This is a genomic window from uncultured Flavobacterium sp. (genome assembly GCF_963925415.1).
GTDB lineage: Bacteria > Bacteroidota > Bacteroidia > Flavobacteriales > Flavobacteriaceae > Flavobacterium.
The window spans coordinates 1-13486 of sequence record NZ_CAWUTS010000128.1 but is presented as its reverse complement, the minus strand read 5'-3'; the positions used below and the strand labels follow the sequence as shown (position 1 = coordinate 13486).

The following is a 13486-nucleotide window of genomic DNA, read 5'->3' as shown; positions in this document are numbered from 1 at the left end:
GGAGAAATTCCTTGTTATAAAATTGCTGAAGACGAAAATTATTTAGCCTTTTTAGATGTAAATCCAAATGCAAAAGGGCATACTTTATGCATTTCTAAACAAGAAATTAATAAAATCTTTGATATGGATGAAGATTTATATCTTGGATTAATGCTGTTTAGTAGAAAAGTTGCAAAAGCTATTGAAAAAGCTATTGAATGCAAAAGAGTAGGAGTTGCAGTTGTAGGTTTAGAAGTGCCTCATGTACATGTTCACTTAATTCCATTACAAGACATGGATGATATGCGTTTTCAACGAAAAGTAAGTCTTGAGAAAGAAGAATTTGAAGAATTGGCTATATCAATTAGCCGCAAATTATAAAAGCATAAAAAACTAAAGAAGTATAGTTTTTTATGCTTTCTTATAACTAATTTGCATCGTTGTTCCTTTTCCTATTTCAGAATGTGCAATTTTTATTTTGCCTTTGTGATATTCTTGAACAATTCTTTTGGTTAATGATAGGCCTAATCCCCACCCACGCCTTTTAGTTGTAAAACCGGGTTCAAAAACTTTTGAAAAATTTGATTTTAAAACACCATTTCCTGTATCGGTTACTTTAATGCGAACAAAATTATCCTTTTCTTCAATGCTAAGGGTTAGTTTTCCTTTTCCTTTCATTGCATCAATAGCATTTTTTATTAAATTTTCTATAGTCCAGCTATGCAAAGCGGGATTAATTGCTACAAATAGTTCTTTATTAGGCGCGATAAAATTAAAGACTAGAAATTTAGAACTTCTGTCTTTTAAATAATCAAAAGTAGTTTTTGTTTCTGCTATAATATTTTTTATTTCTAATACGGGTTCTGATCCTACTTTTGAAAACCTATCCGTTATGGTCTGTAAACGCGTAATATCTTTTTCTATTTCTGTTATAGTAGTAGGTTCTACGTTATCTAATTTCAAAATTTCCAACCAACCAATCAAAGAAGACAAAGGTGTTCCAATTTGATGTGCAGTTTCTTTTGCCATTCCTGCCCACAATTTGTTTTGAGTAGACATTTTTGTAGCTCTATAAAAATTATAGACTACAGTACCAAAAAGAAAAATGATCAATAATAGGGCAATAGGATAATATTTGAGTTGATTAATTAGTTTAGAATTGCCATAATAAAGGTACTGTGTTTTTGTTTCAGATAATTTTGTAATTATAGGATTATTTTGAGACTTAAGTTTTTCAATATATGTTTTTAATTTATTTGAATCTATTATGATGTTCTCCTCAACATTGGCAGTAAGGCTTATGGAATCATTTATTGAAACAATGATAGGTATTCTTGGGTTTTGAATAATTTCAAATGGCAATTCTAAATCCACATTTAAGTCATCAGAATTTATTTTTTTTTGAGCTTTTGCCCAAAGTTCCATTTTGCTTCGTTCTTCGTTTTTGAATATTTGAAAAAAACTATAGGTATTCGATAAAATCAATACAACAATAAAAAAGGAAAAAATAATGATCAACCATCGACTCGTATCGCTTCTTTTTGAAAACCTCATTTACTATTTTTTGTTAAAAGTACTAAAATTAATTCAAAAAATTAAAGTCATATTTAAACGAGTTAAAGTATAAAAAATTATATTTGTATAAATGTTTTTTTATGATAAGTATTGATCCCAAAACTATTTCTCCTGCAAAACTACAAGGCTATTTACAAAGTGCAATAGCTCCTAGGCCTATTGCTTTTGCAAGCACAGTTGATATAAATGGGAATTCTAATTTATCACCGTTTAGTTTTTTTAATGTATTCAGCTCTAATCCTCCTGTTTTGGTTTTTTCACCTGCTAGGAGAGTTCGCAACAACACTATAAAACATACTTTGATAAATTGCGATAACACCAGGCAGGTAGTAATAAACATAGTAGATTATGGTATGGTACAACAAATGTCTTTATCCAGTTCAGAATATCCTGAGGGAGTAAATGAATTTGAAAAAGCGGGGTTTACCATGCTACCATCAGAAATCATAAAGCCATTCAGAGTTGCAGAAAGTCCTGTTCAGTTTGAATGTAAGGTAAACGATATTATTGCATTAGGTAATGAAGGTGGAGCAGGAAATTTAATTATTTGTGAAGTTCTTAAAATTCACATCAATGAAGCTATTTTAGATGCCAGCGGAATGATAGATCAAACAAAAATTGATTTGGTGTCTCGCCTAGGAGGTAATTGGTACAGTAGGGCAATATCAGGTTTATTTGAAGTTGAAAAACCAATATCTACTTTAGGAATTGGAGTTGATTCCATTCCACATTTTATTAAGGAAAGTGTTTATTTTGACGGAAATGATTTAGGTAAATTAGGAAATATTGAGGCCGTTCCTAATAAAGAAGAAATTACTATATTTGTAAAAGAAAACTTTTCGGTAAAAGCCGTTTTGAGTTCTGACGATGAAGATAAAATACATCAAAAAGCTAAAGAATATTTGGATAATAATGATACTTTAAGTGCTTGGAAAGTGCTTTTAGCAAAATAATAAAAAATAATAAGTATGGAAATTTTAGGAAGAATTAAGGTTATCAACCCAGAACAACAAGTAAGTGCAACGTTCAAAAAAAGAGAATTGGTTGTTTCAACTGATGAACAATACCCGCAACACATTATTATGGACTTTGTTCAAGATAAAACAGATTTATTAAACCAATATAATGTTGGAGAACAAGTAAAAGTTTCTATTAATGTAAGAGGAAGAGAGTGGGTAAGCCCACAAGGAGAAACAAAATATTTTAACACATTACAGGGCTGGAGAATTGAAAAAATACAAACAGAAACAGCACCAACAAATATGCCTCCAATGCCAGCGGCAGAAGCTTTTGAGCCTGCTAAAAACTTCAATGAAGAAGAGCACGACGATTTGCCTTTTTAATTAAAAAAGTTTGAAATTAAATGTAAACAGAGTCAGAAGTTCGAGTATATAACTTGAATTTCTGATTTTTTATTTGTAAAATTTATTTTTTTGAAATTCCCATAAAATCATGTATTGCTTAACAAAAGAACTTTATTTTCCACCAGTAGAAGAAGCGTCTTATGAAGGCATTTTAGCCTATGGAGGTGATTTGTCAACAGAGCGCTTATTATTGGCTTATACAAGCGGTATTTTTCCTTGGTTTGATGCAGATGAGCCTATACTATGGTGGTCACCATCTGATCGAATGGTAATAAATCCCCAAGATTATAAAGTTAAAAAATCTTTGAGAAACATTATTAATAGAGATATTTTTAAAGTAACATTTAATCAAAATTTTTTAGCAGTAATTGTTCAATGTCAATTGTCAAAGCGAAAAGGACAAAATAGCACTTGGATTACTCAAGATATGATAGATGCTTTTTGTAAGCTGCATAAACAAGGGAATGCAATGAGTGTTGAGGTTTGGCAAAACGACGAATTAGTAGGCGGCTTGTATGGCGTTGATTTAGGAACTATTTTTTGTGGCGAAAGTATGTTTTCTCACGTTTCTAATGCATCTAAAGTAGGGTTTGTAAAATTAATTGAATATCTCAAAATTAACAACTATTGTTTGTTAGATTGTCAAGTACATAATGATCATTTAGAAAAACTAGGTGCATTTGAAATTTCTCGAGATAGTTTTATGCGAATTTTGGAAGTCCAAATTTAAGTAGGAAAATTGAATTCATTTTTTGTCCAACAATCTTCTACATGATCATTAACAATACCCGTAGCCTGAAGATACGCATATATAACTGTTGATCCTACAAACTTAAAACCGCGTTTTTTTAAATCGTTACTTATGGCATCAGAAAGCGGAGTAGTAGCGGGAATATCTTGATGCTTTTTAGGCATATTGAGAATAGGTTTTTCGTCTACAAAATTCCAAATATACTTAGAGAAATTGCCAAATTCTTCTTGAACTTTTATAAATGCAATTGCATTAGAAATGCTGGCTTTAATTTTTAATAAATTTCGTATTATCCCTGCATTTAGCATTAATTCTTGCACCTTTTCATCGTTATAAAGGGCAATTGTTTTACAATCAAAACCTGCTAAAGCTTTTCTAAAATTTTCTCTTTTGGATAAAATAGTGTACCAACTTAAACCTGCCTGAAACGTTTCTAATATTAAAAACTCAAATAATTTATCATCATCATAAACAGGTTTACCCCATTCGTAATCATGATAATTTCTATATAAATCATCTTTTTCACACCAAGCACAACGGATTTTTAAAGCCATAATTTTTTGAATCGAATTAAATAAATTTATAAAAAAAAACCTTAATTTATTTAAAATTAAGGTTTTAAAATTATAATCTTCAGAAATAAGTTTAATATAAATTATCCTAAAGCAACTCTTTTGTATCCTGTTACCGTTAAATCTGCATTCACAGACTTTACATAAGCAGCAACACTCATAGAACTATCTTTAATAAAATCTTGGTTTACTAAAGTGTTATCTTTAAAGAAACGATTTAATTTTCCTTTTGCGATATTGTCTAACATTGCTTCTGGTTTTCCTTCAGAACGCAATAAATCTTTAGCAATTTCAATTTCTTTTTCAATTGTATGTGCATCAACTCCCGCTTCGTTTAAAGCTATTGGATTCATCGCAGCAGCTTGCATAGAAACGTTTCTTGAAACTTCATGAGCGCCTTCAACATTTGCTGATAAAGCAGTTATAGTAGCAATTTTGTTTCCAGCATGTATGTAAGAACCAATAAAAGCACCTTCTAATCTTTCGAAAGAGGCAATTTCAATTTTTTCTCCAATTACACCTGTTTGTTCAATTAATTTATCAGCAACAGTTACTCCATTAAAGTCTGAAGCTAATAATTCTTCTTTAGTGTTAAATTGTAATGCTTGATGAGCTAAGTCTGTAGCTAATTTTACAAAACTTTCGTTTTTACCAACGAAATCTGTTTCGCAGTTTAATGTAATTACAACACCAGCTGTGTTTTCAGCATTTACAACAGCAATTGCAGCACCTTCAGTTGATTCTCTATCAGAACGATTAGCAGCAACTTTTTGACCTTTTTTTCTAAGGTTTTCAATTGCTAAATCAAAATCGCCATCAGCTTCAACTAATGCTTTTTTGCAGTCCATCATACCTGCACCAGTAATTGTTCTTAATTTATTTACGTCTGCAGCAGTAATTGTTGCCATAATTTTTATTTTTAATAATTGTAAATTTAATGTCTTAAACTATAAAAATCCAAATTCCAACTTTATTAAATCATCAACTAATTGAAGTTTTATTGGAATTTGGATCTTATAAAATTTGAATATTTATATTATACTTCTGTTGAAGTTTCTTCTGTTGAAGTTTCAATATTAGTAACTTCAGCTACTACTTCCTCTGTAGTTGCTTCAGCCTGAGCTTCAGCTACTACTTCTACCGCAGTTGCTTCAACTACAGCTTCAGTAACTTGCTTAGTTTTTGGAGCTATTTTTTTCATTTCTTTTCCTTCTTCTTGGTCTTCACCATCAGAAGTTCTTTCAGATAAGCCATCGCTAATTGCACCTGTAACTAAGGTTAAGATTTTATCGATAGATTTAGAAGCATCATCATTTGATGGAATAACAAAATCTACTTCACGAGGATCAGAGTTTGTATCAACCATTGCAAAAACTGGAATGTTTAATTTGTGAGCTTCTTTAATTGCGATATGTTCTGCTTTTACATCTACTATAAAAAGCGCAGCAGGTAAACGTGTCATATCAGATATAGAACCTAGGTTTTTCTCTAATTTTGCACGCAAACGATCTACTTGTAATCTTTCTTTTTTAGACAAGGTCATGAACGTACCATCTTTTTTCATTCTATCAATAGTAGCCATTTTTTTAACAGCTTTTCTGATTGTAATAAAGTTAGTTAGCATTCCACCTGGCCATCTTTCAGTGATGTAAGGCATGTTTACTGCAGCAGCTTTTTCTGCTACAATATCTTTAGCTTGTTTTTTGGTAGCTACGAAAAGTACTTTTCTACCTGATGCTGCAATTTTTTTCAAAGCCTCATTAGCTTCTTCAATTTTTGCAGCTGTTTTATATAGATTAATGATATGTATACCATTACGTTCCATATAAATGTATGGAGCCATATTTGGGTCCCATTTACGAGTCATGTGTCCAAAATGTACACCTGCTTCTAATAATTCTTTAACGTCAATTTTGTTTGCCATTGTGTAATAGTTTACGTTCCGTGTTATAGCAATGTTCCTTTGGCTTTAGCCTTTGGCTTCATTTAGATGCTAAACTAATTCCCTTTTATAAAGGAATATCGACAACTGTGTTTTAAATTCAATTTTAATTGTAAAAATTTGTCTGCAAAATAATCCAAACCCATTCGAAATATTAACGTTTCGAGAATTGGAATTTCTTTCTTGCTTTTTTCTGACCGAATTTTTTACGTTCTACCATTCTTGGATCTCTTGTAAGTAATCCTTCTGGTTTTAAGATAGCTCTGTTTTCAGCTTCTACCTCACACATAGCTCTAGCAATTGCCATTCTCACAGCTTCTGCTTGACCTGTTGAACCTCCACCATATACATTTACTTTTACATCAAAGTTTGTTACATTTTCTGTCAATGACATAGGTTGTAATACTTTGTACTGTAAAGTTGCTGTTGGGAAATAGGTTGCAAACTCTTTTTTGTTTACGGTAATTTTTCCTGTTCCTTCTGAAACATAAATACGTGCAACTGCACATTTTCTTCTCCCGATTTTGTGAATAACTCCCATTACTTAAGATCGTTTAGGTTAACGGTTTTAGGTTTTTGAGCTCCATGAGAATGCTCAGCACCTACAAATACATTTAAATTTCGGAATAATTCAGCACCTAATTTGTTTTTAGGCAACATTCCTTTTACAGCTTTTTCTACTAAAATTGCAGGGTTTTTTTGTTGCAATACTTTAGCAGTCAAACTTCTTTGACCTCCTGGGTAACCTGTGTGACGAATATACGTTTTTTCGTCAAGCTTGTTACCGGTTAGGTTGATTTTTTCTGCGTTGATAACAATAACGTTATCTCCACAGTCAACGTGCGGTGTAAAACTTGGTTTATATTTTCCTCTTAAAATTTTAGCAACTTTACTAGAAAAACGACCTAAGTTATGACCTTCAGCATCTACAACAACCCACTGTTTATCAACTGTGGCTTTGTTAGCTGAAACTGTCTTGTAGCTTAATGTGTTCACAATAATTTATTTTAATTAAACATTCCATTCCCTTCCAATAATTTGGGTAAGGGAGTGCAAAAGTACAATTATTTATTTTAAAACCAAATTACAATACAATATTATTTATATTGTGTATGAAGTAGTTATGCCATTTAAAAAATTGCTGTTTATTAGGGCTTCAAAGTACAGCATTAAATTTTATTCAAGTCAAGGTTTAATAGTTCTATTAAAAATTACTATTTTTACAAATCAATTAATAGATATGAAAGTAAAAGCAACTTTAAAGCAACTGGCCAAAGAACTCGGATTCTCAGTTTCTACTGTCTCAAAAGCTTTAAGTGATAGTCCGGAAATTAGTGAAGCAACTAAAATTAAGATTAAAGAATTTGCCGCTTTAAAAAATTACAAACCAAACAGTATTGCTAAAAATTTAAAAAATCAACGCACCAATACTATAGGCGTTATTATTCCAAATATATTGAACCCATTTTTTGCTAAAGTTTTTAGTGGAATTGAAAAAATAGCGCTGGTTAGAGGCTATAATTTAATTACGGGTATTTCCAATGAATCTCAGAAAAAAGAAGAGCAAGTAATGGAAATGTTAAACAATGGAACTATAGATGGTTTTATTGTATGTCTTGCCGAAGAAACACAATCAAAAAAAGCTTATACACATATTAAAGATATACTTAACAGTGGCACTCCTATTGTAATGTTTGATCGAATAGCCGAAGAAATTAAATGTGATAAAGTTATTGTAGATGATTTAGATTCAGCTTTTCATGCTACAAATCACTTGATAAAACTAGGTTCAAAAAAAATAGCACTGATTTCTTCTATAGATAATTTAAGTGTTGGAAAACTTCGTTATGATGGGTACATTAAATCAATAGAACAAAGTGATTTTTCTGTTGATACATCTTTAATAGTTATTGAAAATGATTTGGATGAATTAGATGTAAAATTGGAAAAACTAATTTCAACTAAAAAAATTGATGCTGTTTTTGCATTGGATGAAGATTCTGCTACTAAGATGATGCGATTGATTATTAAAAAAGGAATACAAATACCCGAGCAAATAAATATTATTGGCTTTGCAGATGGTATTTGGTCTAAAAGATTGACGCCAAGTTTATCAACAATAAGTCAGCATGCTCCTGAAATAGGTGAAAAAGCGGCTTCTTTATTAATAGACAGGTTAGAAGATAAATCAGAGAACGAATTTCCAGAATACAACACAGTGATTATCAAAACCGAATTGCGTCAACGCGAATCGACTCGAAAATTATAATTGTTTTTTTCGATCATCTTGCCATGTAATATATCCTAAGATGGCATTAAAAAAATAGAAAACATATTTAAAAACATTAGCAATATTCATTTGCAGTATATTTTGTATCAATTTAGTTAAATTATACAATTGCCACATGATCCAATTATCAGGATACATTCGTGCGGTATTAAATGTTCCTCCAAAGGTTAAACCAGCCGGAATTACTATGGCAAAAAACAACTTCCAATCTATATTTTTTTCTGATAAATATTTAAAAGCGATGTAGTTTAATATAAACGACAAAACAAACCCAAGGATTAAATTTCGATAAAAAATAAAATCAACAGAACGCAACACCTTGCTTTTTTGCCAAGTTTTAAACACCAAAAAATTACCAATAAAAGAAACAGGATAGGTCAATATCGCACCCACATTTCCCAATAAAAAATCTATGGAGCCACTCAAAAATGTATTACACGTAGTAATAAAATTGCCACTATTTTTTTTTTTGGTTACCAATCGATTTCCTATCATTGAAAAACTAGTGCTTACAATAGAAACATAACCCAAATAAAAAACATAATTTGTATTTTGAAAAGTAAAGTGGTATAGGGTATTATGATAGCCTAATGTAAAAGAAGCTGTAACAACTATAAAAAGGCCTATAATATCTAAATAGGTGCTATTTGTTATCCTTTTAATTTTGTCAATTAATGAGTTTGACATTATTCTTTTGTGAATTTAAATCTTTGTCCACCTTGTTTTAATGTAAAACTTTGGTCTTCAAAAATCATTTCGATGCCGCCTGCGGAAAACACAAATTCTGTTTCGTTTTTTGGCGTTAAAGCAAATGAACTTTGACCCGTAGCCTGAGCTATCAATTGATCTTTTATTATTGAAATGGTAATTTTTAGCGGAAGATTTGATGATGCATAGGTTCCAACATATTTTTGTAAAACAGAATGGTCAATAGTGTCAAAATTTGGAAAAGGAAACGGAATTTTATAGTATATGCTTAATATACCCACCATAATATCGTTTCGGTTAAAATTTTCGCCGTTAACAATTAAAGAAACGCAAAGATCATCAGCGGGATAATAACCCACAACAGATCTAAAACTTTCAATGCCGCCTGTATGACCATAAAAGCGTCTTTCGCCAAAAGGAAATTGCATTAAAGCTATACCATAACCATCCTTTAGCTCTTTCATTTGTTCTAAGGATGTTTTTTTGACTAATTTTCCATTAAAGAGGCTATGCATAAATTCGGTTAAATCATCAGGGGTTGCAATTATTTCACCTGCGGCATATGCAAGATCAGCAGCCCATTCATCTGTTTTTTTCCAATTTGTTCCATCAAAAATATAGGAATAACATTCCTTATTTGAGGTATTAATTTTTTCTGATGGATAATAAGTGTTTTTTAAATCTAATTTTTTTACAATCCGTTCCTGAACATTTTCTAAAAACGATTTGCGAGTTATTTTTTCAATTATACCACCCAATATAAAGTAATTTGAATTGCTGTATAAAAATTGTGTATTAGGCTCAAAAATAGATTCATAATTATTAATTTTTGAATATATGATGTCTTTTAAATGAGCACTTTTAAAATCTTCAATACTCAACGAATCTTGATTGATGTAATCTAAGATGCCACTGCGATGGTGAAGTAAATCTGAAATTGAAATTTTAGCTGCATTTTGAACTTTCGGATAATATTTAATCAACTTGCTTTCTAATCGCAATTTTTTTTCTTCTATTAATTGCATAATAATAGTTGCAGTAAATGTTTTGGTAATTGAGCCTATTTTATATTTAAAAACATTGTCTGCCTTAATATTCTTATCCACATCTGCAAAACCATATGCTTTTGAGAAAACTATTTTATTTCCTTCTCGTAATGATAAGGAACCCATAAACTTATTGTTTTGGTTTAAATACGTTAGTAAGCTATCCATTTTTTGATACTTGTTTTGGGAAAACCCCAAAATTGAAATACTTAAGAAGGCTATTAAAAGTTTCTTTTTCATGTGTATAATTAAATTAAACTTTAAAGAATTATTGTGATTTTTAATGGCTTTGCATATATTTACAAACATACTATTTTTTTAAAAATAAATCATTAATTAGGCTATGGCTTTTAAAGAACTAAACATTAATTTTTATACCGAACCATCTGTTTTAGATATTTTGGAACTCATAAAATGGAAAAAAAGTTGCAATGCCTATAATTTTAATGTTTTGCCCAAAACAGCAATTATTACACTACACAAACATTATTTGGATAGAAAAATACGCTTTTTTGCTAAAAAAATAAAAGGGATAAAAGGGAAACATTTTTTATTAAATAAAAAAACATTAGTTTGTGCCGAATTTGGAAATGGTGCTCCAGCTATTGTTGGTTTACTTGAAGAATTAAGAGGCTTAGGTGTAGAAAATTTTATTTTTATTGGTTTTGCGGGTAGTTTGAATCTCAATTTCAAAGAAAGCGATGTTTGTATTGTTCAAAAAGCATATTCAACAACAGGTTGTGCCTCTCTTTATTCTAAAGATGATTTTTTTGAACCAAAAAAGAGTACTTGGTTTTCTCATTTGGAAACCAAATTGTGTTATAAAGAATCCATTTGTTGGAGTACAGATGCTCCTTTTAGAGAAACACCTAGTTTAATAAACCATTTTAAAGAAAAAAGGACAACCCATGTAGATATGGAATGTGCTGCTATTTATGCTTTTGCTGAATTCTATAAATTAAATGCTCTTTGTGTTTTGATAACTGCCGATAGTTTATCTGAAAATAGTTGGTTGCCACCAAAAAACAACAAAAAGCTTGCTAATAGCATTAAAAATACTACAAACCACTTTGTAAATTTACTTTCAAATGAGTAATACAACTACTTTAATTTCGCTCGTCATCGTTTTTTATAACGAAGAAAATTATTTAGACAGATGTTTGCAATCTGTGGTAAATCAAACCTATAATAAAATTGAAGTTATTTTAATTAATGATGGTTCAACAGATCATTCGTTGCAAGTTGCCCAAAAATACACAACCATTCTTGAAAACGTAAAATTGATTTCTATTGAAAATTCTGGTTCAGCGGTAGCTCGAAATATGGGCTTAAAAAACGTTACGTCAAAATATGTTACGTTCTTAGATGCCGACGACACTTTGCAACCTAATATGATGCAGGTTTTTGCTTCAGAAATTAAACAAACCAACGCCGATTTATTGCTGTGTGATTTTCATATTCTTTCAGAAGATGGAACTACCGAAATGCCTTCCAAATGGCATTTTTCCTACACAAATATTAAAAACTCATCAGATTTAGCAAACACTTTTTATAGAGAAGGAATTGTAGAAACTATTTGGTCTAAAGTTTTTTTAGCATCTATTGCAAAACAAATTACTTTTGACAAAGAACTCAAATTGTTTGACGATCGCCCTTTTGTGTTAGAATTTATTTTATTATCAAACTCTGTTTCGTTTATTCCCCAAAAACTAATTAACAATTATTCCCGAAAAGCATCGCTAACCAGAAGAGTTTTATCGGATGTAAGAGTAAAAGATGTGTATCGTCTTTTTGAAGTGGAATTTGCAGTTTTAAAAAAATATCAAGTAGAAAATATATATAAAAAAGGAGTTTTTAAGAATGCTTTAGATTATTTTATGGATACTTTTTTAATTCAAATTATTGATAAAAAAGAAATAAAACAATTAAAAGAACTCCGTAAATTGTTTCAAAATTTACTGCATAATTTTATTAATGACATGAAAAAGGAACATTTTTATTTTGGGATTAAAGATAAAATTGCTCTTTTTTTAATACACTCGCCTACTTTTTTTGGTTGGAAGTTCTCTAACGGAATAGTATCTGCTCTAAAACATAAAAGAATACAAATTATAAAAAAAATAAAAGACCAATCATGAGGCAATGGATAAAAAAAACGGGGTTTCGTTTTGGCGTATTAAGTGGCATTCAGCTATTAAATATACTTTTTCCTTTGGCGTTATATTTGGTTTTAATTGATAGGCTTTCGCTTGCCATAATAGGAAAAATAACTACTTGGCAAATGATTTTTTATATTTTGGCAGGCATAAGTAGTTATAGTTTTCCGCAAAATTTAATTCCGATAGCCGAAAAGCTAAAATCTAGTGCCAAAACGCTTGCGTGTTATTGGAATACATTGCTTCAAATTCGGTTTTTAATCATTAGTTTAGTCTTTGTTTTTGTTGCTATTTTTGCCGTTTATTTGCCACAAGTTGCTTTATTTTCTTCGGTTTTGCTGTTAGGAAGACTTTTTAATCCGAGTTCTTTTTTTTATGTTTTATCCAAAAACAAATTGTTGCTTTGGTATCATTTTTTTACCAAATTACTATCCTTTGTTTTGGTTTTCTTCTTTATTTCTAATGAAAATTGGTTTGCAACAAACCTTTTTATAGGTTTATCCGAATTATTGGTGGCTTTATTTATTTTAATCCGTATAAAATGGAAAATCACTTTCTCAGCTTTAAATTTACAAAAAGCAACTATTTATTTTAAAACAGACAGAAAAATATTTTACATTCAACTCATTAATATGTTGATTTTGTTTATCACCATTCCGTTAACTAATTTGTTTTTTGGAGCATATATAGCAGGAGTTGTTTCTATTTTAGAAAAAATAACTTCCGTGATAAGAGGTGTTTCAGGGAATCTTTTTTTTACAATTCTACCAAATTTCTCCTCTACAAAAAAAGAAGAATTACTAAAAGGGATTCAAAAAAGTATGGCTAAAATTAGTTTTTTTACATTAGGATTGTTTTTGGTTTCAATGGTATTACTGCTTTTTTTTAAAGAAGATATTATACAAAAATTTGAAAAAGAACCTATGTTTTATTATGTTTTAACTTTGATGTTTGTTTGGTTTCCAATAATGATTAGCACACCTTATCAGGTTGTTTGTTTGAAATTAAGCCTTTGGAAAAAAATTCATTTTAATTCAAAAACACAACTGATTGTATTAGCTTTAGGATTAATTTTATTAGGTAAATTATTTGGCATCTGGGGC

Annotated in this window: 16 protein-coding genes; 8 read left to right on the top strand and 8 right to left on the bottom strand. The window is 30.1% G+C overall.

What is annotated here, in order from left to right; genetic code table 11:
- Positions 1 to 360 (top strand): HIT family protein (locus tag AABM47_RS10165; protein WP_338410814.1); only part of this gene is annotated, 360 nt, incomplete at its 5' end.
- A 30-nt stretch (positions 361 to 390) separates the two neighbouring features.
- On the opposite strand, the gene AABM47_RS10160 is transcribed toward AABM47_RS10165, so the two are convergent.
- Positions 391 to 1533 carry a HAMP domain-containing sensor histidine kinase gene (locus tag AABM47_RS10160; protein ID WP_338410813.1) on the bottom strand — a complete coding sequence of 381 codons (1143 nt, stop codon included), beginning with the start codon at positions 1531 to 1533 and terminating at the stop codon, positions 391 to 393.
- 101 nt (positions 1534 to 1634) lie between these two features.
- Between AABM47_RS10160 and AABM47_RS10155 the strand changes: the two genes are divergently transcribed.
- The 3 genes from AABM47_RS10155 (at position 1635) to aat (ending at position 3648) form a co-directional block, all read left to right on the top strand.
- Positions 1635 to 2507 carry a flavin reductase family protein gene (locus AABM47_RS10155; RefSeq protein ID WP_338410812.1) on the top strand — a complete coding sequence of 291 codons (873 nt, stop codon included), beginning with the start codon at positions 1635 to 1637 and terminating at the stop codon, positions 2505 to 2507.
- Positions 2508 to 2522: 15 nt separating this feature from the next.
- The gene (locus tag AABM47_RS10150; RefSeq protein WP_338410811.1) at positions 2523 to 2897 is read left to right on the top strand and encodes a DUF3127 domain-containing protein; all 375 of its coding nucleotides are present in this window, start codon (positions 2523 to 2525) and stop codon (positions 2895 to 2897) included.
- 109 nt (positions 2898 to 3006) lie between these two features.
- A complete protein-coding gene (aat, locus tag AABM47_RS10145; RefSeq protein ID WP_338410810.1) occupies positions 3007 to 3648 on the top strand; it encodes a leucyl/phenylalanyl-tRNA--protein transferase in 642 nt (213 codons plus the stop codon).
- Here aat and AABM47_RS10140 read toward each other — a convergent pair.
- The 5 genes from AABM47_RS10140 to rplM form a co-directional block, all read right to left on the bottom strand.
- Positions 3645 to 4223 (bottom strand): DNA-3-methyladenine glycosylase I, encoded by a 579-nt coding sequence (locus tag AABM47_RS10140; protein WP_338410809.1) that lies wholly within the window; start codon positions 4221 to 4223, stop codon positions 3645 to 3647. The two genes, aat and AABM47_RS10140, sit on opposite strands and share 4 nt — an antisense overlap.
- 101 nt (positions 4224 to 4324) lie before the next feature.
- Positions 4325 to 5149, bottom strand: a complete 825-nt coding sequence (gene tsf / locus AABM47_RS10135) for a translation elongation factor Ts (protein ID WP_338410808.1) — start codon at positions 5147 to 5149, stop codon at positions 4325 to 4327.
- A gap of 128 nt (positions 5150 to 5277) precedes the next feature.
- The gene (gene rpsB, locus AABM47_RS10130) at positions 5278 to 6165 is read right to left on the bottom strand and encodes a 30S ribosomal protein S2 (RefSeq protein ID WP_338410807.1); all 888 of its coding nucleotides are present in this window, start codon (positions 6163 to 6165) and stop codon (positions 5278 to 5280) included.
- Positions 6166 to 6337: 172 nt separating this feature from the next.
- Entirely contained in the window at positions 6338 to 6724 is a 387-nt protein-coding gene (rpsI, locus tag AABM47_RS10125) for a 30S ribosomal protein S9 (RefSeq protein WP_338410806.1), read from the bottom strand.
- The gene (gene rplM, locus AABM47_RS10120) at positions 6724 to 7179 is read right to left on the bottom strand and encodes a 50S ribosomal protein L13 (protein ID WP_338410805.1); all 456 of its coding nucleotides are present in this window, start codon (positions 7177 to 7179) and stop codon (positions 6724 to 6726) included. The genes rpsI and rplM overlap by 1 nt, the downstream gene beginning before the upstream one ends.
- Positions 7180 to 7423: 244 nt before the next feature.
- On the opposite strand from rplM, the gene AABM47_RS10115 reads away from it, so the two are divergent.
- The gene (locus AABM47_RS10115) at positions 7424 to 8452 is read left to right on the top strand and encodes a LacI family DNA-binding transcriptional regulator (RefSeq protein WP_338410804.1); all 1029 of its coding nucleotides are present in this window, start codon (positions 7424 to 7426) and stop codon (positions 8450 to 8452) included.
- Here AABM47_RS10115 and AABM47_RS10110 read toward each other — a convergent pair.
- Together AABM47_RS10110 and AABM47_RS10105 are read right to left on the bottom strand one after the other, a co-directional pair.
- Positions 8447 to 9160 (bottom strand): nicotinamide mononucleotide transporter family protein, encoded by a 714-nt coding sequence (locus AABM47_RS10110; protein ID WP_338410803.1) that lies wholly within the window; start codon positions 9158 to 9160, stop codon positions 8447 to 8449. The genes AABM47_RS10115 and AABM47_RS10110 overlap by 6 nt on opposite strands.
- A complete protein-coding gene (locus AABM47_RS10105; protein ID WP_338410802.1) occupies positions 9160 to 10467 on the bottom strand; it encodes a serine hydrolase domain-containing protein in 1308 nt (435 codons plus the stop codon). Before AABM47_RS10105 ends, AABM47_RS10110 begins: the two co-directional genes overlap by 1 nt.
- A gap of 103 nt (positions 10468 to 10570) precedes the next feature.
- On the opposite strand from AABM47_RS10105, the gene AABM47_RS10100 reads away from it, so the two are divergent.
- From AABM47_RS10100 to AABM47_RS10090, 3 genes are all read left to right on the top strand, one after another.
- Positions 10571 to 11323, top strand: a complete 753-nt coding sequence (locus AABM47_RS10100) for a hypothetical protein (protein ID WP_338410801.1) — start codon at positions 10571 to 10573, stop codon at positions 11321 to 11323.
- Complete coding sequence (locus AABM47_RS10095) at positions 11316 to 12365, top strand: glycosyltransferase family 2 protein (protein ID WP_338410800.1); 1050 nt, start codon at positions 11316 to 11318, stop codon at positions 12363 to 12365. The genes AABM47_RS10100 and AABM47_RS10095 overlap by 8 nt, the downstream gene beginning before the upstream one ends.
- Positions 12362 to 13486: hypothetical protein (locus AABM47_RS10090; RefSeq protein ID WP_338410799.1), on the top strand; the 1125-nt coding region annotated here is incomplete at its 3' end. The genes AABM47_RS10095 and AABM47_RS10090, both read left to right, overlap by 4 nt.